The 26,514-nt window shown below is 46.7% G+C and carries 26 protein-coding genes; 16 read left to right on the top strand and 10 right to left on the bottom strand.

Features of this window, described 5'->3' with window-relative positions; genetic code table 11:
- Positions 1 to 35 precede the first annotated feature (35 nt).
- The 8 genes from LRP49_RS00785 (at position 36) to LRP49_RS00750 (ending at position 8,318) form a co-directional block, all read left to right on the top strand.
- Complete coding sequence (locus LRP49_RS00785; protein WP_274139519.1) at positions 36 to 1,586, top strand: Re/Si-specific NAD(P)(+) transhydrogenase subunit alpha; 1,551 nt, start codon at positions 36 to 38, stop codon at positions 1,584 to 1,586.
- Positions 1,587 to 1,601: 15 nt separating this feature from the next.
- A complete protein-coding gene (gene pntB / locus LRP49_RS00780; protein WP_274139518.1) occupies positions 1,602 to 2,987 on the top strand; it encodes a Re/Si-specific NAD(P)(+) transhydrogenase subunit beta in 1,386 nt (461 codons plus the stop codon).
- Between the two features lie 139 nt (positions 2,988 to 3,126).
- Positions 3,127 to 4,566, top strand: a complete 1,440-nt coding sequence (locus LRP49_RS00775; RefSeq protein ID WP_274139517.1) for an ATP-binding protein — start codon at positions 3,127 to 3,129, stop codon at positions 4,564 to 4,566.
- Complete coding sequence (locus LRP49_RS00770; RefSeq protein WP_274139516.1) at positions 4,538 to 5,206, top strand: response regulator transcription factor; 669 nt, start codon at positions 4,538 to 4,540, stop codon at positions 5,204 to 5,206. The genes LRP49_RS00775 and LRP49_RS00770 overlap by 29 nt, the downstream gene beginning before the upstream one ends.
- Positions 5,206 to 6,084 (top strand): DUF2861 family protein, encoded by an 879-nt coding sequence (locus LRP49_RS00765; RefSeq protein ID WP_420791514.1) that lies wholly within the window; start codon positions 5,206 to 5,208, stop codon positions 6,082 to 6,084. The genes LRP49_RS00770 and LRP49_RS00765 overlap by 1 nt, the downstream gene beginning before the upstream one ends.
- A gap of 200 nt (positions 6,085 to 6,284) precedes the next feature.
- Positions 6,285 to 7,454: a conjugal transfer protein TraF gene (locus tag LRP49_RS00760; protein ID WP_274139514.1), complete on the top strand. Its 1,170-nt coding sequence runs from the start codon at positions 6,285 to 6,287 to the stop codon at positions 7,452 to 7,454.
- A gap of 73 nt (positions 7,455 to 7,527) precedes the next feature.
- Positions 7,528 to 7,671 (top strand): YoaH family protein, encoded by a 144-nt coding sequence (locus tag LRP49_RS00755; protein ID WP_420791513.1) that lies wholly within the window; start codon positions 7,528 to 7,530, stop codon positions 7,669 to 7,671.
- 122 nt (positions 7,672 to 7,793) lie between these two features.
- Positions 7,794 to 8,318 carry a phosphohydrolase gene (locus LRP49_RS00750; RefSeq protein WP_274139512.1) on the top strand — a complete coding sequence of 175 codons (525 nt, stop codon included), beginning with the start codon at positions 7,794 to 7,796 and terminating at the stop codon, positions 8,316 to 8,318.
- Between the two features lie 46 nt (positions 8,319 to 8,364).
- On the opposite strand, the gene nadE is transcribed toward LRP49_RS00750, so the two are convergent.
- Positions 8,365 to 9,201 carry an ammonia-dependent NAD(+) synthetase gene (gene nadE, locus LRP49_RS00745; protein ID WP_274139511.1) on the bottom strand — a complete coding sequence of 279 codons (837 nt, stop codon included), beginning with the start codon at positions 9,199 to 9,201 and terminating at the stop codon, positions 8,365 to 8,367.
- Between the two features lie 333 nt (positions 9,202 to 9,534).
- Between nadE and LRP49_RS00740 the strand changes: the two genes are divergently transcribed.
- Together LRP49_RS00740 and LRP49_RS00735 are read left to right on the top strand one after the other, a co-directional pair.
- Positions 9,535 to 10,065, top strand: coding sequence for a nicotinate-nicotinamide nucleotide adenylyltransferase (locus LRP49_RS00740; RefSeq protein ID WP_274139510.1), 531 nt, complete (start codon positions 9,535 to 9,537; stop codon positions 10,063 to 10,065).
- Positions 10,066 to 10,235: 170 nt separating this feature from the next.
- Positions 10,236 to 10,628 carry a hypothetical protein gene (locus tag LRP49_RS00735; protein ID WP_274139509.1) on the top strand — a complete coding sequence of 131 codons (393 nt, stop codon included), beginning with the start codon at positions 10,236 to 10,238 and terminating at the stop codon, positions 10,626 to 10,628.
- Here the strand turns inward: LRP49_RS00735 and LRP49_RS00730 are convergent.
- Positions 10,621 to 11,319: a hypothetical protein gene (locus LRP49_RS00730; protein WP_274139508.1), complete on the bottom strand. Its 699-nt coding sequence runs from the start codon at positions 11,317 to 11,319 to the stop codon at positions 10,621 to 10,623. The two genes, LRP49_RS00735 and LRP49_RS00730, sit on opposite strands and share 8 nt — an antisense overlap.
- A 191-nt stretch (positions 11,320 to 11,510) precedes the next feature.
- Here LRP49_RS00730 and LRP49_RS00725 point away from each other — a divergent pair, with 191 nt between their 5' ends.
- Entirely contained in the window at positions 11,511 to 12,623 is a 1,113-nt protein-coding gene (locus LRP49_RS00725) for a 1-acyl-sn-glycerol-3-phosphate acyltransferase (RefSeq protein WP_274139507.1), read from the top strand.
- Between the two features lie 47 nt (positions 12,624 to 12,670).
- Here LRP49_RS00725 and LRP49_RS00720 read toward each other — a convergent pair whose 3' ends face one another.
- On the bottom strand, positions 12,671 to 13,588 hold the full coding sequence (locus LRP49_RS00720; RefSeq protein WP_274139506.1) for a LysR family transcriptional regulator: 918 nt from the start codon (positions 13,586 to 13,588) through the stop codon (positions 12,671 to 12,673).
- 681 nt (positions 13,589 to 14,269) lie between these two features.
- Between LRP49_RS00720 and chrA the strand changes: the two genes are divergently transcribed.
- Positions 14,270 to 15,418 carry a chromate efflux transporter gene (chrA, locus tag LRP49_RS00715; RefSeq protein WP_274139505.1) on the top strand — a complete coding sequence of 383 codons (1,149 nt, stop codon included), beginning with the start codon at positions 14,270 to 14,272 and terminating at the stop codon, positions 15,416 to 15,418.
- 251 nt (positions 15,419 to 15,669) lie between these two features.
- On the opposite strand, the gene LRP49_RS00710 is transcribed toward chrA, so the two are convergent.
- The 7 genes from LRP49_RS00710 to LRP49_RS00680 all read right to left on the bottom strand — a co-directional run bounded on the left by LRP49_RS00710 (position 15,670) and on the right by LRP49_RS00680 (position 21,455).
- A complete protein-coding gene (locus tag LRP49_RS00710) occupies positions 15,670 to 16,698 on the bottom strand; it encodes a Gfo/Idh/MocA family oxidoreductase (RefSeq protein WP_274139504.1) in 1,029 nt (342 codons plus the stop codon).
- A 148-nt stretch (positions 16,699 to 16,846) separates the two neighbouring features.
- The gene (locus LRP49_RS00705) at positions 16,847 to 17,611 is read right to left on the bottom strand and encodes a heme ABC transporter ATP-binding protein (protein ID WP_274139503.1); all 765 of its coding nucleotides are present in this window, start codon (positions 17,609 to 17,611) and stop codon (positions 16,847 to 16,849) included.
- Positions 17,611 to 18,654 carry a FecCD family ABC transporter permease gene (locus LRP49_RS00700; RefSeq protein WP_274139501.1) on the bottom strand — a complete coding sequence of 348 codons (1,044 nt, stop codon included), beginning with the start codon at positions 18,652 to 18,654 and terminating at the stop codon, positions 17,611 to 17,613. The genes LRP49_RS00705 and LRP49_RS00700 overlap by 1 nt, the downstream gene beginning before the upstream one ends.
- 14 nt (positions 18,655 to 18,668) lie before the next feature.
- Positions 18,669 to 19,517, bottom strand: coding sequence for a heme/hemin ABC transporter substrate-binding protein (locus LRP49_RS00695; RefSeq protein ID WP_274139500.1), 849 nt, complete (start codon positions 19,515 to 19,517; stop codon positions 18,669 to 18,671).
- Positions 19,517 to 19,933 (bottom strand): ExbD/TolR family protein, encoded by a 417-nt coding sequence (locus LRP49_RS00690; protein WP_274139499.1) that lies wholly within the window; start codon positions 19,931 to 19,933, stop codon positions 19,517 to 19,519. The genes LRP49_RS00695 and LRP49_RS00690 overlap by 1 nt, the downstream gene beginning before the upstream one ends.
- Complete coding sequence (locus LRP49_RS00685) at positions 19,930 to 20,655, bottom strand: MotA/TolQ/ExbB proton channel family protein (RefSeq protein ID WP_274140080.1); 726 nt, start codon at positions 20,653 to 20,655, stop codon at positions 19,930 to 19,932. Before LRP49_RS00685 ends, LRP49_RS00690 begins: the two co-directional genes overlap by 4 nt.
- Positions 20,655 to 21,455, bottom strand: a complete 801-nt coding sequence (locus LRP49_RS00680; protein WP_274139498.1) for an energy transducer TonB — start codon at positions 21,453 to 21,455, stop codon at positions 20,655 to 20,657. Before LRP49_RS00680 ends, LRP49_RS00685 begins: the two co-directional genes overlap by 1 nt.
- A gap of 163 nt (positions 21,456 to 21,618) precedes the next feature.
- On the opposite strand from LRP49_RS00680, the gene hutW reads away from it, so the two are divergent.
- The 4 genes from hutW to LRP49_RS00660 all read left to right on the top strand — a co-directional run bounded on the left by hutW (position 21,619) and on the right by LRP49_RS00660 (position 26,369).
- Positions 21,619 to 22,989: a heme anaerobic degradation radical SAM methyltransferase ChuW/HutW gene (gene hutW, locus LRP49_RS00675; protein ID WP_274139496.1), complete on the top strand. Its 1,371-nt coding sequence runs from the start codon at positions 21,619 to 21,621 to the stop codon at positions 22,987 to 22,989.
- A gap of 25 nt (positions 22,990 to 23,014) precedes the next feature.
- A complete protein-coding gene (gene hutX, locus LRP49_RS00670; protein WP_274139494.1) occupies positions 23,015 to 23,539 on the top strand; it encodes a heme utilization cystosolic carrier protein HutX in 525 nt (174 codons plus the stop codon).
- Positions 23,536 to 24,072: a heme utilization protein HutZ gene (gene hutZ / locus LRP49_RS00665; protein WP_274139492.1), complete on the top strand. Its 537-nt coding sequence runs from the start codon at positions 23,536 to 23,538 to the stop codon at positions 24,070 to 24,072. Before hutX ends, hutZ begins: the two co-directional genes overlap by 4 nt.
- Positions 24,073 to 24,197: 125 nt before the next feature.
- Positions 24,198 to 26,369, top strand: coding sequence for a TonB-dependent hemoglobin/transferrin/lactoferrin family receptor (locus LRP49_RS00660; protein WP_274139491.1), 2,172 nt, complete (start codon positions 24,198 to 24,200; stop codon positions 26,367 to 26,369).
- Positions 26,370 to 26,514: the final 145 nt, after the last annotated feature.

The raw sequence follows: 26,514 nt of genomic DNA, 5'->3' as shown, positions 1-26,514 counted from the left end.
AAATTACTTACACTGCCAATAGTCAGGGACTAACTATGCAAATTGGTGTTCCAAAAGAAATACTTGCGCATGAAACGCGAGTTGCTGCCACACCTAAAACGGTTGAGCAGCTAATAAAAATGGGCTTCGATGTTGTCGTTGAAAAAAGTGCCGGCGTTCTCGCCAGCTTTGATGATGCGGCCTTTGAAGAGTCTGGTGCTAAGGTTGTTGATGCCGACACGGTTTGGCAATCAGATATCATCTTTAAAGTGAATGCACCGGTTAAGAATGACGAAACCGGCATTGACGAAATTGCGCGCATTAAAGAGGGTGGAACCCTTGTTAGCTTCATCTGGCCTGCCCAGAACGAAGAATTGATGCAGCAATTGACGACGAAGAAGATTAACGTTCTCGCCATGGATGCTGTACCGCGAATTTCGCGCGCTCAAGCACTGGATGCGTTGAGTTCAATGGCAAACATCGCAGGTTACCGTGCGGTTGTTGAAGCAGCACATGAATTTGGTCGCTTCTTTACGGGGCAAATTACCGCTGCTGGTAAAGTACCACCTGCAAAAGTGTTTGTTGCAGGTGCTGGTGTTGCAGGTCTTGCTGCTATCGGTGCTGCAGGTAGCCTTGGTGCTATCGTCCGTGCGTTTGACGTTCGCCCTGAAGTGGCAGAACAAGTTGAAAGTATGGGTGCTGAATTCCTGAAAGTGGAATTCGAAGAGCAAGCAGGTAGTGGTGACGGCTACGCAAAAGAAATGTCTGACGAGTTTAACCGTAAAGCGGCTGAACTTTATGCAGAACAAGCGAAAGACGTTGATATCATTATTACCACTGCGCTAATCCCTGGTCGCCCGGCTCCTAAGTTGGTTACCAAGGAAATGGTTGATTCCATGAAAGCGGGTAGTGTGATTGTTGACCTTGCAGCGGCTAATGGCGGTAACTGTGAATACACAGAAGCTGACAAAGTGATTACCACGCCGAACGGTGTGAAAGTCATTGGTTACACCGACATGGTTGGTCGTCTGCCTACTCAGTCTTCCCAGCTTTACGGCACAAACCTTGTCAACCTGATGAAGCTTCTCTGCAAAGAGAAAGATGGCAACATCGATATCGATTTTGAAGATGTTGTACTACGTGGTGTGACTGTTGTTAAAGACGGTGAGATCACATGGCCTGCGCCACCAATTCAAGTTTCTGCACAGCCTCAAGCTCAACCTGCGCCTGTCGCAAAAGAGCCAAAAGTTGAAGAACCAACCTCTCCAACTAAGAAAATTGTTGGTCTAGTCGCTGCGCTAGGCGCATTCGGCTGGGTTGCTTCTGTTGCGCCTCCTGCTTTCCTTTCTCACTTCACGGTATTCGTATTGGCGTGTGTTGTGGGTTATTACGTGGTTTGGAATGTCACGCATGCGTTGCATACGCCTTTGATGTCTGTAACAAACGCAATCTCCGGCATTATCGTTGTGGGTGCGTTATTACAAATCGGTCAGGGGAACGGACTCGTTTCCTTCCTCGCGTTTATCGCGGTTCTCATTGCAAGCATTAACATCTTTGGTGGCTTTACCGTTACCAAGCGTATGCTTGAAATGTTCCGTAAAGATTAATAGGAGTAGCAAAGAATGTCTGCAGGACTAGCACAAGCAGCGTATATTGTTGCTGCACTATTTTTCATCCTGAGTTTGGCTGGCCTTTCAAAGCAAACAACAGCCCGTTCAGGTAACTATTACGGTATCGCAGGTATGGCGATAGCGTTGATTGCAACGATTTTTGGTCCACACTCGCAAGGGTTTGGCATGATCATCGTTGCAATGGTCATCGGTGGTAGCATTGGTATTTTCTACGCTCGCAAAGTAGAAATGACAGAAATGCCAGAGTTGGTTGCAATCCTTCACAGCTTCGTGGGTATGGCAGCGGTTCTGGTTGGCTTCAACAGCTACTTCGATCCACCAGTATACTCAGGTGAATTTGCGCACACAGAGCACGTTATCCATATGGTTGAAGTGTTCCTTGGTGTGTTCATCGGTGCGGTAACCTTTACAGGCTCAATCGTCGCATTCGGTAAACTTCGTGGTGTTATTTCATCTTCTCCGCTAAACCTTCCTCACAAACACAAAATGAATCTGGCAGCCGTGGTTGTTTCAACCCTTCTGATGATTTATTTCGTGAAAGCAGACGGCAGCACGTTTGCACTGATTGTAATGACACTGATTGCGTTTGCATTCGGTTACCACTTGGTGGCATCAATCGGTGGTGCGGATATGCCAGTGGTTGTTTCAATGCTGAACTCCTACTCGGGTTGGGCAGCGGCAGCAGCAGGCTTTATGCTGGCTAACGATCTTCTGATTGTTACCGGTGCGCTGGTAGGTTCTTCAGGTGCGATTCTGTCTTACATCATGTGTAAGGCGATGAACCGCTCTTTCATCAGTGTTATTGCTGGTGGTTTTGGCCAAGAGATTTCAGTGTCAGAAGATGTTGAATACGGCGAGCACCGTGAAGTGTCAGCAGAAGACGTAGCTGAAATGCTGAAAGACTCTAAGAACGTAATCATCACTCCAGGATACGGCATGGCAGTTGCTCAAGCTCAATATCCTGTTCAGGATATTACGGAGAAACTTCGTGCAAAAGGAATCAATGTTCGCTTTGGTATTCACCCAGTAGCGGGTCGTCTACCAGGTCACATGAACGTTCTTCTCGCAGAAGCAAAAGTGCCGTATGACATCGTTCTGGAAATGGACGAGATCAACGAAGATTTCCCAGAGACAGATACCGTTCTGGTTATCGGTGCGAATGACACGGTCAACCCTGCGGCGATGGAAGATCCAAACAGCCCAATCGCAGGCATGCCTGTATTGGAAGTATGGAATGCGAAAAACGTTATCGTGTTCAAGCGTTCTATGAATACTGGTTACGCAGGTGTTCAAAACCCGCTGTTCTTTAAAGAGAACACGGCAATGTTGTTTGGTGATGCGAAAGAGTCAGTAGACGCGATTGCGAAAGCAATCTAAATCAAACATCACTTAACCTGTTTGAAAGGCCAGCATTTGCTGGCCTTTTTTGTGCACTTAATGGACGATTGCGCGATCTTCGTGGCTTAGTCTGACAAAGTACTGACAATCAGGGATATTTTGATGCTAATCTCACGGCATGCGAAAGTTCTTGGCTGCCTTTTTCCTTATCGTCCACTTACCCGCGTGGGCAAATGCTTCTTTTCCTGAACAGCTTAATAAGTTCAGGGATTCGCTGTTGCGTGAAAAGCCAATTGCCGAATATTCGCTCAACGCAATTCACAGTGAATATCCTAAAGCACTGTTGGTCTCGGATAGTTTGTTACCGCAGTCGACGCAATATCCCTTAAAGGATCTTAAACGTCTCTACCAAGCAGCACAAAAGTGCAAGGGCCCATGGCCTGTAAGTCCTTTGGTGACAGATCCTCTCGTCTTTACGCGAGCAATGTGTTTTAACACACGCTTGCCTTCAGTCTGGTTTTCTCGTTCAAACTTAATCCATCCTGGTGGGGGAAGTTATGCGGCGAAATACGTTGAGAAGTTCCCAGAGCGTAGAGATGAGTTGCTGCGTTTCTTTCATATAAAAGAACGACTGTTAGCACCACCAGAAACACTGTTAGGTCAGCTTCAACGCATGCCTGAACATGGGATAAATGCATTAAATGGCGGTGCTGAGACACTGTTGTCGGATGATGAGCTGTGGTTGAGGAAAGGGAGCGAATATCGTGTCTATTCTGCAGACGAGTGGATGCCATTGCTGGAGCGGTTAGATCTTCTCGCTTCTCCGACAGATAATAAAGGGTATTGTCTATCAAGGATCGGTAATGTCTGCTGGAATCAGCAACAAGCTCCATCTTATTGGTCGCATCTCGTCATTGGTTTGGCGGTCGTTAACATTCTCTGGATTGCGGGTTGGGTATTCAACCGCTGGACAGTTAAACGTCGTCTTATTCAAGAACGTATGTTGGTCTTGCAGATCTTGACCCATGAACTTAGGACACCGATTGCAAGTTTGTCGATGACCGTTGAAGGTTTTCGTCGAAAATTTGATAGCCTGCCTGAACCACTTTATGACGAGTTCAGACGGCTATGTGAAGACTCGATGCGGTTAAAGCAACTTGCAGAAGCGAGTAAAGATTACCTTCAATCGAATCAACAACAATTAGTAAGAGAGACGATACCGTCGCTCGAAGAGTGGCTTGGTTATTTGTGTGAGGAACGTGAAGTGAGTCTTGAGGTCAAAGAAGATGGCCCTGTTGCAGTAAATATCTACTGGCTTACCACGTCTCTCGACAATTTAATCAGCAATGCAAAGAAATATGGCATGACACCCGTTAATGTCATCGCACAAATTCACAACGGTTACCTGACGATTAAAGTGCAGGATCAGGGACAGTTAACCGCGAAGGATTGGAAGACAATTCGTAAGCCTTTTGTCAGTGAAAGAGGCCTTGGGCTCGGTCTGACAATTGTAGAATCAATGATAGAAAGGATGGGGGGCAAATTGTCACTGATTGGCCCACCAACCACCTTTATTCTGGAGATACCCTGTGACCCAAACAACGCTGTTACTCATTGAAGATGATGCTAACCTCGCTGATGGTCTTTTAGCTAGCCTAGAGCAGAATGGCTACAACGTACTTTACGCAGAAAACGCAACGAAAGTTGAGGCACTATGGCCAAAAGCTGATCTTGTGGTGTTGGACCGTCAACTGCCTGAAGGTGATTCGCTGGAATGGCTAGAGGGCTGGAAAAAGTTAAAAAACGTGCCTGTGATCATGCTAACAGCGATGGTTTCAGTTCGTGATCGTGTTGGCGGATTGGACTCAGGTGCCACCGACTATATGACCAAGCCATTTGCTGAAGCAGAACTGCTGGCGCGCATTCGTGTGCATCTCAGACGAAATGTCACAGAAGAAGATACGACGCAAGACGATATCGTCGTTGGTACGCTGCGGATTAACTCTGCAACTCGGAGTGTTATTTGTTCCGAGAGTGAAGTCATTCTTACTCGTACCGAATTCGATTTGTTGGCATTTCTGGCAAAAAATGCAGGGCGTGTGTTCACACGTGACGAGTTGCTCGACCAAGTTTGGGGTTATAACCACTATCCGACGACGCGTACTGTTGATACCCATGTTTTGCAGTTGCGCCAGAAGCTACCGGAAATCGAAATCGAAACGCTTCGCGGTGTTGGCTATCGAATGAAGATGCAATGATGAATCGGTGGGTATTTCTAACACTGTGGCTATTTTGGCCTGGAACCGTGCTTGCTGCATGGTTTAGTGGTTCTGACGCATTAACGTCGGCACACCAAAAGCTATTGGAAGGAAATACCGCCGAAAGTTTTGATGCAATGGTTGAAGCGTGGCAGCAAGAGAACGGCCCAACAGAAAAACGACATCTGGCGGACTTTTTATCTCTTGCTATTACAGAAGATTGTGGCAGAAGTTTAAGCACACTTTCATTACCGAGCTGGTTGCAGAACATCGTCATACGTCGCGAGACGGTGCAAACGCCTAACCGCGTTTTTTATCATTTCTCCATCTATGGCAATTCATCGACGGGAGTATCGTCGGTTTCATTTAGTGCATGGCCAGATCAATCTGTGCTGCATAGCAATTTTTCCGATGATGAGTCGCGCGATTTTAAGCTTGATTATGATGGGCTCTCTCGCGCGATAAAAGCAGGGCTATACAAGCTGGAGGTGACGTCTAGCAACGGTGAACGTTGGTCTTCCAGTATATTGATTACACAGCCTGAAGCTATTCAATCAATAAGTTGGAAAGACAGTCGGAGTTGGCGCATTGCTCCACCAACAGATTTGAAAGGTACGTGCCCAAGACCTTTCTTATCCATGAATTTGTACAGCCAAAATGATGGGCAAACTGCACCTATATGGTCAGAAGAGAAAGATAAAAATCTACCGACAGCATTGCCTGTTATCGATGTGCCAGATGGTCAATATTGGTTTTCTGTCGCACTCATTGAAAGGCGGTGGCAAGGTCCTATCTTATTTGAGGAAGTTCAGCGTATTGGTCGGTCTGTTGATTTGCCGGACGTTGATCTTCAACAATTGTCACCACGGCGACAATAGCTAATCGTATATCCGCATGATTTATCGTTTTGAACGATTGAGTAACTATATAGTTTGAAAAGTATCACAAACTGGTCACATGATTTCTAATTGAGAATTCCGCTCGGCTACCCTGAATAGGGTAAGTTGGCCTTACTTCTATTTAAGAAGTTTAGGAACCGACGAGACTAGGCCTAGAAAGTCGAGATGGAATTCTTATTATGAATAAAAAATTAGTGGCATTAGCAGTATCTTTAGCTCCATTTGCTTCATTTGCAGCCAATTACAGTGTTGATGCGAGAATCGACGCGATGGGTGGTGCCGGCACAGTCGCATCTGACTACCTCGCTGCCGGTTTTCATAATCCTGCACTTGTTGCGCTCGAGCCAACTTCAAGCTTTGGTGTTCTCTTTCCGACGCTAGGTGTTCAATATCGCGATCCCGATGATATGGTGGACGCGTTAGACGATTTTGGGGCTGTATATGATCGGTTTCAAGCTGATCCAACGAGTGATGCCAATCGCACCGATGCAGCCAACGCATTATCTAACCTTCAAAATAAAGTTGCTTATTTAAGTGGCGGTATTGGCGGGGCGATTGCGATTCCTACCAATTCTGTCTCTGGAAACTTCTTTGTTAAGGCATATACAGAAGCTGTAGTGCTTCCTGAGATAGCAAGTTCAGATATCACGGCCATCGAAACGTCAACCACCACGGCACCCACCTTGGTTTCAGAAGCGAGAGTGCTTGCCTTTGGCCTCGTGGATGTCGGCTTAGCCTTGGCTGGGAATGTAGAGTTTATGGGTCAACGCCTTGCGATAGGTGTTACGCCAAAAACGCAAAAGCTTTATACCTACCATTACCAAGTGACTGTTGAAGACTTCAATGTCGATGATTGGGACGCCGACAGTAATCGTACTGAAGAAAGCGGATTTAATATGGACATTGGTGCCGCGTGGCAAAACGGACCAATGCGGCTCGGTTTCGCAGCTAAAAATCTCATTTCTAACGAGATTACAACGACAACACGTTGGGCGCGACAATACACTTATGAGTTGAAACCGCTACTGACAGTAGGGGGGGCTTATGTCACCGAACTCTTCACCATGGCCCTTGATATCGACCTAAATGAACAAACGCGTTTTGCTCAAGCGGCGGGTCCTGAGATTAAAGACAACACACAAATGATCCGTTTTGGTACTGAGTTCAACGCATGGGGTTGGGCGCAGGCTAGGGCTGGTTATATGAAAGATCTTGAAGATACGCTTGATGGTACGTTAACACTGGGTCTGGGATTATCGCCTTTCAATACGGTTCATCTGGATTTGGCCGCGCAATTGATTGATAGCAACAGTTATGGTGGTTCTTTGCAGTTGGCAGTGACATTCTAAGATGACATCGCTTTGACACATAAGTAGAATACGCGCCTTATATCTATTTAGTCAGAGGGTGCATATGCACAGTATGCCGTCACTCAGCCATGCCGAACAGCAAGAGGCTGCAGAAAGAATTCACGCGCTTATGGCTCAAGGTATGAGTAGCGGAGAGGCCATTATGTTGGTGGCCAATGAAATCCGTGAGCGTGAAGCGTCACAAAAAAACGATTAATTTTGAAACGGCCATTATTTGGCCGTTTTCTTTTTTTTTCCTAACGTTAAGCTATAGCAAAAATTAAAGCCCGACCAAAGTAAGGGCTATTCACACAACCATAGCTAAATTAGGGGTGTTTTTTGAACGATCGCTTGTTGCTTGCAAGGACGATAGCAAGGGTGCGCCATGAAGGTCAGCGGTATGGAGAGTTTCCGTACCATGTTCATTTGGATGATGTTGAACGTCTGACGCAATCTTTCGGTCTCAATGCAATGATCGTTGCACAACTGCACGATATTCTTGAAGACACGACCACAAGTGTTGATGAACTGCTGTTAGATTTTGGCGAAGTCATTACGTTAGCGGTGAGCTACCTTACTGACCCGCTTGGTGTTGATCGGGCAACACGTAAAAAGCAGTTACATGAGCGCTTCAAGCAACTCGATGAGCATGAAGACGCAGCTAGGTTAGCACTGATCGTTAAAGCATGTGATAGGCTGGCTAATGTAAAGGCCAGTCGTCTGTTTAACCCCGAAAAATTCAAACTCTATCAATCAGAGCATTCAGCGTTTCGAAGTGCTGCATATCGTCGAGGACTTTGTGAGATGATCTGGTGGGAGCTAGATATGATGATCGAAGTCGGTGATAAGCTCGGCCGAAAATAGATAAGAAAAAAGCACCTTTCGGTGCTTTCTTACCTTGTCCGCAAATTTACTCTTCGTCGTAAATTGTAGGAATTGGCTGACGCTTATGCTGAGTTGCTTTGTAGATGCCAATCAGTCTTTCAGTGACGTAATCCGGAACATCTTTTCCTTCGAGAAAATCGTCGATTTCTTCGTAAGTGAGTTGCAGTGCATCTTCATCGGCTTTTTGCGGCGCGAGTTCTTCAAGATCGGCTGTAGGTGTTTTCACAACCAGCGTTTCTGGCGCGCCTAAATACGCGGCAACCTGTCTAACCTGACGTTTGTTGAGTCCAAACAGCGGTGCAAGGTCACATGCGCCATCACCAAATTTGGTGTAGAAACCCGTGATGTTTTCTGCAGAGTGGTCAGTACCTAGAACAAGGCCGCCAACCATACCCGCGATTTCATATTGTGCCACCATACGTGCACGCGCTTTTACATTACCTTTAACAAAGTCGACTTTTGCGTCGTCTTGAGGAATCAGGCCAGTGCCTTCCAGAGCGGTTAATGTAGAAGCATGAAGTCCGTCAACGCCATCTTTAATGTTCACGCTAACTGAGTGTGTTGGTTGAATGAAGCTCAGAGCGAGTTGCGCTTCGTCTTCATCTTGTTGCACGCCATAAGGCAGACGTACAGCAATGAACTGGTAGTCATTGGAGCCAGTTTCAGCGTTAAGTTGGTCAACAGCAACTTGCGCCAAACGGCCACACGTTGAAGAGTCAACGCCGCCACTAATACCTAACACAAGAGATTTAGTACGAGATGCGATTAGACGCTGCTTGATAAAGTCAATGCGACGTTGTGCTTCAAATGCAGGGTCGATGGTGGGTAGGACGCGCATTTCTTCGCGGATAACGTGTTCCATTTCGCAGGGTTCCTCGGTTTCTTTTATATTTCGTTCATGTATTTTGCATTAACTGAAAGACAAAATCATGGACTATTGCGCGATAACGCGGAACTTAGATGATTCTGTCGCCAGTCCTGGCGCAGGCGAAGCAAGGTCTTTGGTGATACGTTGCTTCCAACATAAAGATCACGTTGTTTTCATGGGGTAAAATCGGTGTATTTCTTCATCAAATAGTCTTTATTTATTGCGAAATACATTGAATAAGTGCCATGTCCTGTATCAATATAGCCTTCTAGCAACCTTATTGGTTCTACACAGTTTTTTGCTTTGAAAGTCGATGAAATAAATGCCATGAGTAAACCGGATTTACCACAAAAAATTGCCATATTTGGCAGTGCCTTTAACCCACCTACGTTAGGGCACCTTAGTGTGATTGAGCGACTTTCACATTTCGACAAAGTATTTCTCGTGCCAAGCTTTGCGCATGCATGGGGTAAGCAAATGGCTGACTTTGATAAACGCTGTCATTGGGTCAGTATGTTTATCAATGATGTGTCTTGTACCAATGTTGAGCTGTGCACGGATGAGCAAGCCTTAGATGCTGGCAATTCAGTGACAACGTGGGCCTTGCTGAATCATCTCCAAGAGACATATCCAAACGCGGAACTCACGTTTGTCATTGGTCCGGATAATTTTCTGAAGTTTTCCAAGTTCTACAAAGCGGAAGAGATTCTTTCTAAATGGGCTGTGCTTGCCTGTCCAGAGACTGTCCCTGTACGCAGTACACAAATACGCGAAAGCTTAGAGAAGGGCGAGTCCATAGAAGGACTAACGACTGCTTCGCTTGTCGACCTTCTGCAAGACAGCGATTTTAACGCTTAACCAAAATAAAAATACCGCACTGTTAAATTGGCAGTGCTTTATAACAACAAAAATAATATCTCAGAGTTTGTTGTACTGTGATGAAAAAATCGTTGTGGACGGGCTGTTCAGTCTGTCTTTTTATGACCCTGTCACACGCTAACGCGGCCTATGTTGTCGGTAGTAACGTTATGAGAAATAACGAATCAGGAATGGTGGAGAAGAGTACGTCTGACGTGATAGCAGTGATTGCGCCGCAGAATGTCTCCGTCATTGACTGGAATATTAATACTGAAAACGAGGTCTCTATTTGGGATGGCTGGAAATACGGATTTGATATTCCGCAAATCTTGACCACCTCTGCGGGCAACACATTTTATGGGTTTGGTGTTTGGCAGCCTGAAGAATATAAAAACCTCTCGTTTGGAGAGGTTTCGACGTCAGAGTGGTTAAAAACTCACGGCCTTAATTTGAGTTTTGGTGCGACGTCAACGGACAGCGAAACGCGATATCGTTTCGATGTCCGTTGGCATGAAGATACCGATGCTGACTTCATGCTTCAAATGCAGATCCCGTTTAAATAAAACCCGCCACTTCTTCTAATTGCGCAGCAATGTCTGTTTCTTTAAGAGACGCTGCTGCTGCGATTTTCGCATTGCTTTGTCCTGATTTTCTTTGACGAACCCAATCACGCACCACAAGCTGAGTGTGCAAATCGTTGTTGTCGATACCAAACGCCATTTGAAATAATGAAGCGTATTGTGGTGACAAATCCGTCCCTTCTGCGAGTTTTTCTAAACCTTTAATTACTGCTTTTACATCAGCACCATAGCGATCATTTGGTTGCGTCTCACTGAAAAAATCACGAGCACAGCGCAACAGACGACCGTAGCTACCTTGCCAATCATTTTGCTTAGAATGTTTTTTTGTTCGCAATTGAGCAATCAACTCAGAGATAAACGCGATATCGTCGACAAAGCCCGCTGCACTGGGTAGAGAAATGGTTGAACGAACTGAAAAATCTAGCGTCGAAACCAGAGAACCTTTGAGAATGGTTAGTGCATTTAAGCAATTCAATGGCAACCAATATCCCTGACCGGCAACCACAGGAATTTCTAGTTTACCTAAACGTATGAGTGCACCGCCTTGATGGACAAAAAGGAATGTCGAATGGCTTTGTTTTTTGCGTGCGCCGATGACCATCTTGTCTGCGGAAATAGTTTTGTATTCGATAGCTTGTAGCATTTTGATTTTCTCATGTTGCAAGGCGGACATAGTCGGCTGTTTTGATGCCTAGATCAAGCATTCGAGAGAGGGATATGGGAGAATACCTGTAATTGTTAAGGTTACGTTGCGAGAGAATGAGGTTAGACCTCCAACCTCTGGTCAAACTCGTCAAAAACAATGTTCGAAATCTTTTATCTGCGTAAAATGGCGCAGTTTTTTAACGGAGCAAGTAGAATCTCGTGCCACACACCAATGATCCTTTCCTAGATATTCGCCCTTATAACGACGATGAAGTGCCAGCAGCACTTGAGCGTTTGGTCAATGACGAAGAGTTTATTACCGCTATTTTGAAGTACCGCTTCCCAGCACTCTCTGGTGCAGCAGCCTGGATAATGAAACCGTTGTTGAAGCAATACCTGCGCAGCAAATGGGGAAAAATCAAAACGGTTCGTGACGTGCAAATGAATGTTGCAAGTTACATGCAATCGATGATTAAGAATACCTCGGAAGGTTTCACTACCAGTGGCTTGGAGAAACTGGACCCGAAAGTAGGCTATCTCTTTGTTTCGAATCACAGAGACATCGCGATGGATCCGGCTATGGTGAACTGGTGTTTGCATCAGAATGGGTTTGAGACGGTGCGTATCGCGATCGGCGATAACCTGCTGAAGAAGCCATGTGCAACTGAGCTAATGAAGTTGAACAAAAGCTTCATTGTTAAACGCTCTGCGAAAGGCCCACGCGAGATGATGAAAGCGTTGGGGCAGTTGTCGGCATATATCAAAACGTCACTTGATGAAAATCATTCTATTTGGATAGCGCAAAAAGAAGGTCGAGCGAAGGACGGTCACGATAAAACCGATCCCGCTATCTTGAAAATGTTCTTTATGGAAGGACGTAAGCAGAAAGTCGAATTTGCTGAGTATGCAGCGTCACTGAAAATTGTTCCTGTTTCTATCTCTTACGAAAATGATCCTTGTGATGCGGCAAAAGCGAATGAGCTATACCGCAAAGAAAAAGAGGGTGCGTACGAGAAAGGTGAATTCGAAGATATCGAAAGCATAGTGCAAGGTATCGTTGGGCAAAAACGTAGAATTCACGTTGCGTTTGGTGATGTGATTGGTAACGAGTTTGATTCACCGGATGCGTTGGCGGCGGAAATAGATCGCCAGATTTATCAAAACTACTGTCTATTCCCGTCGAACTATATCGCAGCAGGTAAAGAGCATGAGTCAATCACAGATGCAGATCGTGCTGACTTTGATAGCAAATTGTCGTCGTTACCGACTGACGTAGCAAACATTGTTAGAGCGATGTATGCCATGCCTATAGATAAAAAAATAGATATCTAACAGCGATTTAGAAGATCAAAAAAAAGCGTGACATTGTCACGCTTTTTTTATTTGATAGCATCAAAGCCGTGAGTTGCATTGATGTGTTCAGCGAGAAAGTCTACAAAATGTCTGACTTTTGGTGCCAGAAACTCACGGCGTGGATACACCGCATAAACGGGCAGTTCCATTGTTGGCTTCCAATCCTTCATCACCACTTGCAGGTGACCTTGTTCAATTTCATGATCCAGCAGGTACGTTGCAATATAAGCGATACCTAAGCCAGACTTTGCAGCTTCAAGAACGGCAGGCGCATTGTTAATGCGATAGGTACCTCGCACTGTTACTGACTGTTCACTGCCATCGCGTTGAAAAGGCCATTGGTCATAAGTGCGTTGTAAGCTTTGGTAGGTGATGCAATTATGGTCACGCAAATCTGACGGATGAGTTGGCATGCCATGCGTTGCCAAGTAAGACTGCGAAGCCACCAGCTTGAATTTACAATCTGCGAGTTTTTTCGCCACCATGCCTTCGGGTGGGTGCTCATGGATTGCCAGCCAACAATCATAACCGTCTTCGACCAAATTCGGGCGGTGATCAAAGAGGTGAACTTCAAGATCGATGTTCGGATACTGACTTTGAAATGAAGAAAGCAGGCGAGTGATTTGGGCATTTCCAAACGACTGCGCAACGCCAATCTTTAAACGGCCAGACACTTCATTCCTAAAACCCGCAACCATGGCTTCGGCATCTTGCATTGTTTCAACAATTTGTCGTCCAAACGCAGCGTATTGTTTTCCCGCTTCAGTCAAAGCAACCGAACGTGTATTACGTTGCACCAATTGAATGCCAAGACGTTCCTCTAAATAGCGAATCTGCTTACTTACTTGAGATTTCGAAATTCCTAGGTACTCCGCTGCACGTGTGAAGTGTTGTTCGTGTGCGACGGTTGCCAATACCACCATCTGCTGCAGGTTATCTAACATTGCGGATTTTCCGTTTATCAAGAGGAGGATAGGTTACCACATCTTTCGATTATTCCGCATGTTACGCTGTCACATATCAATTTCTCCTTTGGCACTAATCATTCGTTTTCTCGAGGTGGCAAAAATAAACCCACACAACGTTGGCACGATGAAATGCGTTAAAGCATGTAAGGCGATCAGAGTAAAGATAACGGTTAAAACATAAGAGATGTTGATGTGAGATGTCTTTGACAGAAGAGAGTAGGCGATAAAAGTACTTGGAAACAGAAAACATGCTCTCAGGTTTTGGGACGATCGCTTTAATCATTGAGCAAAAGGCTGTTATTCGGTTTGGCCATACGGATTTTCGCTTGAAGATCTGATTTGTAGGAGACTTTCATACAGAATTGAAAATTAAACAGAATGAAAGGTTGTATATAAGTCATTGTAATATAAATCTATATATTAAATTGTGCACACATGGAAACAACAAAAGCCAAAGTTAGTAATCACTCACTTACAAATGAAAGAAAGCTACAGATCTCGGGGATCTTTCCTGTCATTTAGATCAAAACGGAGGCTGATAAACGGAAAGTAAGACTTGCCACATCGATTTGATTAATTGAGGGGATTAATACGAATTGTTTCTATTGATGCGAACGCTTCGATAAAATTGACGGCATTAATGGAGGTTCATTTCGAATGTTTGACGTATTTTTTCGATTTCTAGTTTTAGGCTGTATGAGTTTTGGTGGGCCCGTTGCTCATATTGGCTATTTTCAGCGTGAGTTTGTTGATAGACGTAAGTGGATAGAGGAAGAGAAGTTCTCAACGGCTCTTAGCCTTTGTCAGTTCTTGCCAGGTCCTGCGAGTAGCCAGTTGGGGATGTTTATAGGCTATCACCGTGCAGGTTATCTGGGTGCCATTGCAGCATTTGTTGGGTTCACCTTTCCCTCTTTTGCGTTGTTGACTGCAGCGGCGGTATACAGTGCCCAATTAGGTGATTCAACGTGGCTGGGTCTTCTTATTGCAGCGGCTAAGCTTTTGGCAGTGGTCGTGGTAGCGGATGCTATCTGGACGATGGCGAAGAAATTCATCAGTGACGCTGTCACATTTATCGTGTGTATTGCGTCTGCTGGTTGGATTTTATGGCAAACGGGTCTTGTCGCTCAGCTATTGCCAATTGTTATTGCGGGCGCACTTGGCTGGTTCTTCATTCGTAAACCAGAAGCTGGCAAGGAAACGCCTAAAGCGATGGGTTGGACTCAGACGTTTGTCTTGTTCGGTGTGTTCGTTGCTCTGCTTGTTATTCCGGCACTAAGTAGTGCGCCATTGGTGAATATGTTTAATCATTTTTACCAAGCGGGTAGCTTTGTATTTGGTGGCGGCCACGTCGTTCTTCCTTTACTTCAGCCTCTAATTGGCGACGCTGTATCTGGTGATGCACTGGTAGAAGGCTATGCTGCTGCCCAGCTTGTTCCAGGCCCAATGTTTACGATTGCGAGTTACATCGGTGCTTCTATGGACGGCATTCATCCTGTCATTGGTAGTATCGTGGCGACTATTGCCATCTTCTTGCCGGGTGCTCTGCTTTTGTTTGCGGCACTTCCGGTGTGGCAGGCAGTAATGAATCACCGTAAATTCGCGGGATCAGTGGTTCTGATTAACGCAGCAGTTGTTGGTCTGCTTGTGGCTGCATTCTACCAACCTGTATGGGTATCAGCGGTCTATGGCATCGCTGACGTTGTAGCTGTGATTGTCGGCTTTGCGGTTCTTCGTAAATTCAACCTGTCTGTATTCTGGTTGCTAGCAGGCATGCTTGTGTACGTCGTTGCGAAAAGCATGATCTAAACTAAGTATTGCTGATATAAGAGCCCGCAGTTATGCGGGCTTTTCACGTTTGGGGGAGGGACTAGAGCCTGTGATAGTAATGCTTATGCACTATAACTATATCTCTCTGCGTTAATATAAGACGTTATGCAAGGAGGCGAATGGGGGTAGTAATAGCGAGCTAATAAGACGCCAGTTAATACCTTATCAGTAGTAATAACATGGCGTCTAATGGCGTCTAATGGCGTCTAATGGCGGAGAGACTGAGAGCGTTAGAACTCCCAACGCTCTGTTTTACCTGCTGCAGAGGAGTGTTGGGCCAGTTCAAGTGCGTAGATGACTTTGACTGCGTCGTAGGTATCTACAGGGGACGTTTCGCCATTTAAAATGGCTCTGGCCAACTGTGCGAACAGTTCACTGTAGCAACCGAATTCCAATTCAACTTCTCTTTCAGTGACGTTGTCACCTATCTCTAGCTTGCCCACATGCTGTTGGCGACCAAACTGATGATATGTCACAGTGACACCGTCACGTAATTGTTGTTCCTGAATGTCCAAACCCTGGCAAGAGAAGGTGGCTTTGTCGCCTTGAACAACGAATCGTGATGTCGTCCCTGAACGGTATGGGCTGGAATTCAGAATCACTTCTTTATCGCTGTAGTGAAGCGTCATGTGAAAATAATCGACGGCTTGTGATTGAGGGCGCATGGACCTACAGCGTGCTGTCAGAGCTTGAGGTTGGCCAAATAGATACAAAGCCTGATCAACAAGGTGGGAGCCTAAGTCATAAAGAATGCCTGAGCCATCGCCAGGCTGCTCACGCCATCGGTTTCTCACTTCAGGGCGAAATCTATCGAAATTCGATTCAAACACACGCACATTGCCGAGTTCACCGGATTCAATTAACGATTTAACCGTTAGGAAGTCACCGTCCCAACGACGATTTTGATATGGACAGAGGATTTTTCCACGCGCATTTGCCAACCTGAGCAGATCTAAACCTTGGCCGCTTTTCACCACAAATGGTTTTTCGAGCAACACATGGCAATCTGCTTCAAGCGCCTGACGCGCGTAGTCGTAATGTGTGTGGTTAGGAGAGGTAATAACAACAAGGTCGAGCTCAGCCTCGCTCAGCATTTCCTCAATCGTTGCGTAGTAACTTGCCGTCGGTAAATGCTCTGCAACCAATTCGCGTTTTGAAGAGACGACAGCGACGGGGGCAAAGTCTGGAAGAACAGAAAGAAAGGGAAGGTGGAAAGTTTGAGCTGAAAAGCCAAAGCCAACAATTCCTGTGCGAATCATTTGTCGATCCTTGCGTATTTTTAGAGTGATTTCTCTTAAAACTATAAGTTATCGGCGGAATGCTGTCATCCAGTCAACACGTAGCAACAGAGAGAAACAAGCCCTCATCGAGAGGGCTTCGTCATATTCCACGTTTGCGATAGCAGCACTAAGCAAGAATGACAGGGTAGTCGTTCTCTGGATGCGGGATTACCTGAACAGGCCAACCGTAGACGTCTTCGATATTTCTCGGCGTAATCACTGTTTGCGGAGAACCTTCAGCGACAATGTGGCCCTTATTCAGCATAATTATGTGGTCAGCATACTGAGCGGCGAGATTTAGATCATGGATCACGGCGATCACAGCTGATCCTTTTTTCGCCAATTCTTTTGCCAGTTGTAACGTCTTATGTTGGTGGCCAATATCCAACGCTGAGGTTGGCTCATCCAGCATGAGTACTGTTTCTCTCGGCGATTTAGACAGTTGCGTTAAAACGCGTGCCAAATGAACGCGCTGCTTTTCACCACCTGACAGGCTTGGATATAAGCGGTTAGCAAGATGGAGCACATCGGTGGTTTGCATTTGTCGCGTCGCGATGTCTGAGACGTCGGATTGAGACGCACTTAATGCCAAACCACCAAGCTCAACCACTTCGCGTACGGTAAAGGCAAAGGTGAGGCTACTGTATTGAGGAAGAATACCGACAGATTGCGCGAGCTCGGCTGGCTTCCATTGTTCTGAGGGCTTGCCATAGAAACTCAGTTGACCATTACATTTCCACTCACGGCTGATGAGCTTAAGAAGGCTACTCTTACCTGTACCGTTTGGGCCAAGGATGATCGTCAATTCACCCGTTTTGAAATGTGCACTGAAGTTTTCCAAAAGCACTTTATCGCCTAACGTCAGTGAGGCATTTTTAATTTCAACACTCATTATGCTAAACGACCTCGTTGTTTTAGGAGCAGAGCAAGGAAGAAAGGCGCACCAATCGCGGCGGTGATGATACCGACTGGAATTTCCAACGGCGCTACGACGATACGCGCAACCATATCTGACACCAACAGCACTAGGCCGCCAAGCAGCAAAGAGACAGGGATCAGCGTGCGGTGATCGGGGCCTGTCAGCATACGGCCGATGTGAGGAACAACAAGACCGATAAAGCCAATCATGCCTGACAAGGCAACAGTAATGCCTACACCCGCGGCGGTGAGCAAAATCAGATTGCGTTTGAGCTTTTGAACATCAATGCCCAAATGACGGGCTTCTGCTTCACCCAAAAGCAGGGCATTAAGTGGTTTTGCGTTTTTCTGGAACAGGAACGCCAACGCAAACAAGGAAGCATACGCCAGAAAGATGGAATCCCACGATGCTCCAGCTAAAGAACCCATTGTCCAAAGCGACAGATCGCGAAGGGCTTGGTCATCGGCAAAAAAGTTAAGGAGCCCCATGCCTGCGCCAGCGATCGCGCCCAGTGCAACACCGGCAAGCAGCATGATGGTCACAGACGTACCGTTACTGCTGGTTCCCATGTAGTAGATCGCAAATGTCGCCAACGCGCCACCTAGAAATGCGAAAACAGGAACCGTTCCAAGCACGAGGAACAAAGTATTACCCAGAACACCACCGAAAAGGACGATGGCAATCGCCGCGCCCAAAGAGGCACCCGCAGACACACCGATGATGCCCGGATCCGCCAGCGGGTTTCGGAACAACCCCTGCATAACCGTGCCACACATCGCCAAAATACCACCCACAGCAATAGCAAGCAGGGTGCGTGGTAAACGCACTTGTTGAATGATCACTGATACATACTTTGGTAGCTCAGAATCAAGGGGAAGAAGGGCTTTCAGGCTGTCAAAGAAGCCGATATTCATCGGCCCCAAGGTAATGGAACTCACTACCGCGATATACAGCAAGATCGTCGAGAAAACCATTAACCAGCGAGCGGGTACACGACGAGTCAAAATATCGTTCATTAGAATTCCAGTTACTATTTCGCGTTAAAGCGTTCGTTGAGCTCAGTCGCCAAATCTAAGCTTGCCAATCCAAATCCACCAAGGATTGAATAGCCAGAAATTGTGATGATATTGCCGTTTTGTACCGCAGGGGTGGCGGCAAGAAGCGGTTGCTGTTTAATCACCGCGTCGATTCCACCGATTTGCTCCAGCGTTCGTTCTGAAATCAGGATGTACTCAGGCTGCATTTCTACGATTGATTCTGTAGATAGGGGCTTGTAGCTGCTGGTTTCTTTTGCAGCAGGGTTAACACCGCCAGCCAACTCGATCACGGTATTTACTGTTGTTTCGGCACCCGCGACGGTTAAAGGACGGCCATCAGATAGCATCATAAACATGACACTCGGCTTGTCAGCAGGTTGGGCGGCGCTTAATGCGTTGATCTGGTTGGTAACGTTTTGTTTGATTTCCTCGCCTTTTTCCTCGGTGTGAGTGATTTTAGCAACAGCATCGACGCGTTGTTTGAAGTCCTCTAACGTGTTGCCAACAGGAAGAGCTTTAACTTCAACACCCGCAGACTTAAGCAACTTTAATGTGGTATCCGGGCCCATGTCTGGCGAGCCAAGCAGGTGAGTCGGACTCAACGCCAGCAGACCTTCTGTTGCCAATTGGCGGTGGTATCCCAATACGGGAATGTCTCGGTCACCTAAGTAGTGGCGACTGGTCAAATCGATTGCGACAACGTCTTTATCAGCGCCAAGTTCGAAAAGCAATTCCGTGACCGTAGAGCCAGCACTGATAATGCGCGTTTCGTCAGCCTGAGAAAGAGGGCTCAGTAACGCGGCAAGAGCCAAAGCTGCGGCTTTAATTGGTGTATTCATCATTATTCTTCTTCCATTACGATGTTGGTTGCGTTGATGTTGTTGTTTTGCATAAAGGCCAACACTTTCAGCATGCTTTCAACGTTCGCTTGCTTATCTGCAGCGATAACAACCGGTTTTCCAGGGTTAGCGTTAATCATTTCCAATAGCGTTGCCGTAAACATCTCCCAAGAATCGACTGGCTCGCCTTGAAGGGCCCAAGACGGCGAACCTTTGAGTACATTAATTGCAATGACCTCTTGGTCAGGGGAATCGAGTACCGCACTGTCCGTGGTTTGCGGTATTGCCACTTCCATTGTTTTTATCTGAATATTTGCAGTAAGAAGCAAAAACACCATCACGATGAAAATAATGTCGAGCAGGGGAGTCAAATCCGGCGTAAAGCTGTCATTGTCGCTTTCCGGGCGAGAACGTATCATGCGGCATCATCCATCGCTGTCGGCTTTTTTGTGCTGTTTGCACACGCAGGCGGGCAATCTTTAGGGCAGCAGTTACCGCTCTCGTCGAAAGACACGCCGGCCAGATGCAGATTGAAGTGATTGAGGACATATTCAATTTTCGCCAGTGTGCGATCCGCCCATAAGCTGAATACTTGTGACGCTGCAATAGCAGGCAGAGCAATCAGAAGACCCGCAGCCGTCGTTGCCATTGCAAGGCCAAGACCGTCTGCCAACTCTGCGGGTGAAATGCCACCTTGTGTTGCAGACAAGCCTTTAAACATTTCAATCAGACCCATTACCGTACCCAACAGGCCGATCAATGGGCTAAGTACACCAATAATATTCAGCAGTTTTAGGCCTGCAGTGAACTGACGGCGTTTCTTTTGCAGCCAGATGCTCACCGCTTCTTCACGAAGAGATTTAGTGAACTGACGGTGGCTAATCAGCATACACAAACCTTGCGAAAGGGTGCTTTTGTCTTTTTGATGCTTCTCTACATGCGCTTCTAGTTGCTCGTCGTTGGTCAACGAGAGGCTGTAAATCTCGCGCTGTAGGCTTTTGCTGTGAGTCTTTGTGTTTAGGATAACGAAAACAACGCGCTCAAAAATCAGCATTAGCATCAAAGCAGAGAGGATCGACAGTGGCCAAGTCATGATGCCAAGTTGCGCGTGGATGGATGAGAAAAATTGTAAATCCATGATTAATCCAAATTAAAACGTACAGGAATCTTCACTCGGTGAGCCAATGGCACACCATTTTCTTCGTGGCCATTGAAACGCCACTTTTTCACAGCTGACATAGCAGCTTCGTCTAACACATCGAAGCCAGATGACTGAACAATCGCTTGTTTGGTTTGAACGCCTTTTTCATCTAGCCAAACCTCAATCAGTACCGTGCCTTGCATTCCTTTGCGTTTAGCGATTCTTGGATATTTAGGTTGAGAAGGACGGACTTTAAATGTCGGTCTGTCTACCAATACCGGCGCGTTATCCTTTGCCTGATTCATTTGCACGTCTGAGGTCACGTCCTGTTTCTTTTCTTCAGGCTGTTTCTCTTTCGGCTCTTCTTTTGGTTCAGGTTTCTTTTCAACGACTTCCTGCTTCTTCACCTCTTTCTTCGGTTTTGGCGGGGTAGGCGTCGGATCTTTTTTCTTTGGTTGTTCAACAAGTTCCTTCACGGGTTTAGGAACAACCTTCTTAGTTTCGGGCTTAGTTTCTGGCTTAGGTTTTAAGGGCGCAGGTTTTGGCTCAACGACAGGCTTTTCAACCTTCGGCGGCTCTTCAACCGGTGGCTTTTTCTCTACCTCGGGTTCTGTTTGAACAGGCTCAGGCACGGGCTCAGGTTTTGGCGGAGCGGCGGCAACAAGCTGTATAGCAACACGGTTACCCGGTTGCGTGTCATTCAACGCAAACTGAGGTGGGGGGGACTGTTGGGCTGATAGTGCAAGACTATGCAGTGCGACAGAAACGACACCACAAACAACGTACCGTCGAGCGTTCACACTCTCTCCTGAGTAGTAAATCTTATAAAACTGGACTCATTATGCATGAAATAAAAATGAGATCAATTATCAGTTGCATTATCGTTTAATATGAATATGATTGAAAACACTTGAAAACAGCCCGTTGAGTGGCGCTGTTGTCTGTATAAGGTCGTTTCAGGCAATGAATTTTGATTTAAGCAACGTTGATCTGGTTGGTCAGAACACGCCAGACCCGCTTCGTTTTGCATTTCAGCGTAAGAAAAGTGCCCATGCTGGCGGCATGATGCATGCTGTGAAAGGGGAAGAGATCCAGTCTTCGCTTGCATTGGCTCACGCTACTGCGCCAAGTAACACTTTCGCACCACGATGCCTTTATATTCATATTCCGTTTTGTCGTGTGCGTTGTACGTATTGCAACTTCTTCCAATACGCGTCTAGTACCGCATTGATGGATAACTATGTGGATGCTTTGCGCAGAGAGATTCATTGGAAAGCGGCTCAACCTTGGGCGCAGGCAGCACCTTTCCAAGCGGTTTACATTGGTGGCGGTACGCCGACAGACATCAGCGGTGAACAAATCCGTACGATCGTTTCAGAAATCCGTCGTCTGTTCCCACTTACGCCAGATTGTGAAATCACGCTGGAAGGTCGCATAAACAAATTTGGCACGGACAAGTTTGAAGCAGCACTGGAAGGTGGCGTAAACCGTTTCTCATTTGGCGTTCAAAGCTTCAATACCCAAGTTCGCCGCAGTGCAAAACGCCTTGATGATCGTGAGGTCGTGATTGAAAGCATCCAAAATATGGTGGCGTATAACGCGGCTCCCATTGTGCTGGATCTGCTTTACGGATTGCCATACCAAACCTTGGATATCTGGCAGCAAGATTTGAACGACTTCCTTGATACTGGCGCACACGGTGTCGATCTGTATCAGCTAATCGAAATGCAAGGCCTGCCAATGGCGAAGATGGTTGAGCAGGGCAAACTGCCACATCCGGCCGATACGCAAATGAAAGCAAGCATGTTCGAAATGGGTGTGGATTTCATGGCGAAACACCACCTCAAGCGCTTGAGCGTAAACCATTGGGCATCGGATAACCGCGAGCGCAGTATTTACAACTCACTGGCGAAGACCACGGCAGAAATCATGCCTTTGGGAGCCGGTGCAGGTGGCAATGTTAACGGCTGCCAAATGATGCAAACACGCGATATGGACACCTACATCGCCGCCATCAACGAAAATCGTTACCCTGTCACTATGATGACGATGGCACCTTCTAATCGCGCTATTGCTGCCGAGATTAAGTCTGGTTTTGACGCGGGCGTGATGGCGCAGTTCAAGCTGGATCGCGTGGCAGGAGAAGGAACATTTGACGCATTAACCCCACTGTTTGAAGCGTGGGAGAAAAACGGTCTGGTCTATCTTGAAAAGAGTGCGTCAGGGCGTGGTTATCTGAAACTCACATTAGCAGGTCAGTTCTGGGCAGTCACTTTGGCGCAGAATCTGATTGAAGTTCTACAGTCTCAAACAATGAAACATAAAGCGGCTTAAGCCGCTGTTTAGGAGTAACACTAGGATGCAACAAGCAATCATCGTGTCGGAAGAAACCAAACAACGCGTAGCCGAGTTCCTAGCACAGGACGAACACACGCCAGTATCAAGCATGGCTGACGCTATGAAACTGACGGAAGGCGAAATCACACTGGCTCTGCCATCTACCATGGTGGCGCGCGCGGAAGGCTCTCTGGCGCAAAGCATTCTTGAGGCAATGCCTACTTGGGGCAAAGTCACCACCATCGTTCATTCTGGTGGTTCAGTATTCGAATTCAAAGCGAACTTCCCTAAAGGTAAAGTGCTGCATGGTTACTACAACCTGATGGGTCGTGAAGGCCAACTGCATGGTCACCTTCGCTTGGATCTGGTTTCTGACATCGTATTCGTCAGCAAACCATTCCGTGGAACCGAAAGCCACTATATCGGTTTCTACGACAGCACAGGTCACTGTGTATTCAAGATTTATCTGGGTCGTGACAAAAAGCGTCAACTGTTCCCAGAACAAATTGAACTGTTTAATGCCATGAAGCAGGAGTTGGCAAAATGATCGACAAGGCAGAACGTCTACAAAACCGTCTGGGCCCTGAAATTCAGGAATTCCGCGACTCACGCAATACGCTGCAACTTGGCACCGTAGACAAGGAAGGGAAACCACACACCAGCTACGCTCCATTCGCGTTCTCTGAAATGGGTTACTACATCCTGGTTTCTGATCTGGCAACTCACGGCCAGAACCTGAAGAACAGCAAAGCGGTTTCAATCATGATGATTGAAGACGAAAGCGAAGCACGTTCAATCTTCGCGCGTCGTCGTTTGTCGTTTGACACCAATGCAGAGCACATCGAGCGCGATTCTGAACAGTGGATTGCAGCGATTGAAGTGATGCAAGCGCGTCTGGGCGAGATGATCGAAAACCTAAGTTCACTGGGCGACTTCAACCTTTACCGTTTGAATCCAGTAGAAGGTCGCTACGTGAAAGGCTTCGGCCAAGCGTTCAATGTGTCTGGTGAAGACATGCTATCTGTCATGCACTTGGACGAAGGCCACGTGAAGCAGATGAAAGAAGAGAACGCGAAATAATCGCCTTCTAATTCTATAAGGCTCTGCGGCCGCAGAGCCTAATCCCAATCCATAAAAAAACACTAATTTTTCGTGCTGATACCAGTGCGAAAGGCTTTCTTTTGCCTTTTTTACGAGTAATACACATGACAATTAAGAAAAACAAGCTGGCGCTATTGGTGGGACTTCTGTGCGCCGGAAGTGCCAATGCACAGGAAGTGTATACCTTTGACGAAGTGGTTGTATCTGCAACCCGTACTGAACAAAACATCAATGACGTTTCGGTATCCGTAGACGTGGTTGATGACAAAGCAATGGAAGAGAACTTGGCCCAAGACCTGTCTCAAGCTGTTGCTTATAAGCCGGGCGTTTCTATGCCAGGTACTGGCCGTTTCGGCAATTCAGGCTTCAATATTCGTGGTCTGAGCGAAAACTATGTAAAAACCGTCGTAGATGGTGTTGAGCAGCCTTCGTCGTACGACCCAGGCGCAGACGTTATGCGCAAATACAACAACACGGTAGAAACTGACACGCTGCACCGCGTTGAAATCAACAAAGGTCCTTCATCGAGCCTTTACGGCAGTGATGCACTGGCAGGTGCCGTGATCATCCGTACTAAGAACCCAGAAGATCTGCTCGAAGCAGAGGGTGATGATACTTACGCAGCAGTGAAAACCGGTTACTACAGCGCAGACGAAAGCTATAAAGCGACAGCAACGTTGGCAAACCGCACTGGCGACCTAGAAACGTTGTTGATTTTCACGCATCGTGATGGTCACGAAACAGCAACTCATGGCAGCGGTGCAGACATCGAAGGCCGTGACCGTGGCCAAGCAGATCCTTTCGACATCAACTCTGACAACCTGCTGGCAAAAGCCTTCTATCAAATCAATGAGGACCACCGTATCGGTGTAACGGGCGAGATTTTCAACCGTGAAGCGGACGGTCAAATCCTGTCGAACGAAGGCTATGAAATGATGCCGGGCTTCACCTACACACGTAACAGTGCGCAGGACGAAGACAGCCGCAAGCGTATCTCTTTTGAACACAACTGGCAGGCAAACAATATCGCGTTTGACCACCTGAAGTGGCAATTGACTGCGCTTGAAAGTGAAACCAAGCACAGCACGTTCGATGAAACACCGTCTAACGGCTACCGTAACCGTATGCGTAACGGTGTGGACAGAAGCAATCAATTTGATGCGCAGTTCGATAAAGCGTTTGAGCTGGAAAATAGCTACCACGAAATCAGCTATGGCGTTAACTACATCACTAATGAGTTTGAACTGGACTACCGTGATATTTACTTAGAAGGGTCTAAAGCAGGCACCTCTGTTGATAAAACGGGTGAAGTGCCAAACGCTGAATCAGTGAAGTGGGGCGTTTACATTCAAGACCAAGCCTTCTTTATGGACGAGCAACTGGTTGTTAACGCAGGTCTGCGTTACGACAGTTTCAAAGCGAAGCCAAAGAATTCAGCAGATCACGACACCTCCAAAAGTGACGCCGTCACGGCCAAGTTGGGTGCAGTATACCATTGGACAGATGCGGTAAGCAGCTACGCGAACGTTAGCCAAGGATTCAAGTCACCAACACTGCAAGACTTATACTACTTCTACGAAACCGACGCGGCATATGGGGCTGTTTTTGAAGCAAACCCGAACCTGAAACCGGAAGAAAGCATCGGTTACGAAACCGGTATGCGTTTCAACTACGATTTCGGTCGTATTGATGTGTCCGTGTTCTACAACGATTACACCAACTTTATCGAGTCTCGCAAAACAGCAGAAGACAATGGCGCAGGTAAAGAAGTGTGGACGAAAGAGAACATTAGTGATGCAGAAATATACGGTGCAGAGTTGAAAACGCAATTCGCGCTGGATGTGTTGGTTGGCGCACCTGCAGGCATGTACACCGACATGAGTGTGGCTTACGCGAAAGGCGAAGATAAGCAAAATGGTGAAGCGATTGACTCTATTGCACCTCTGACTGCTCAAATCGCGCTGGGTTATGCCGAGCCACAAGGTACTTACGGTGGTAAAGTTGCGGTTAAAGCGGTAGCGGGTAAGTCTGATTCAGACTGGAGTAACGCAAACGGTGTCGATAACGTGAAAGCATCAGGTTACGCTGTCACAGATATTACGGCTTATTACCGACCAATGAGCGATCTGACTGTTCGTGCGGGTCTGTTCAACGCATTCGACAAGAAGTACTGGGAATACTCTGACCTGTCTGGCAAAGAAGCCGATGTCCAAGGACTTGATCGTCGTACGCAACCAGGACGTAACTGGGGTATTGAAGCCGAGTACGTGTTCTAAGCGATTAATCGTTATCGAAACACCCCGGACTGACGGGGTGTTTTTGGTTTTGTATTAGTTTCATACCCTTGTATGCATACCCAAGTGATGCGTGTTGTACATTAAGCGTTCAACCCTGCTTCACTTGGGTATACACTCAAATAGA

The organism is Enterovibrio qingdaonensis (assembly GCF_028683135.1).
GTDB classification, from domain to species: Bacteria; Pseudomonadota; Gammaproteobacteria; order Enterobacterales; family Vibrionaceae; genus Enterovibrio; species Enterovibrio qingdaonensis.
This window is presented reverse-complemented; position numbering and strand designations above follow the sequence as displayed.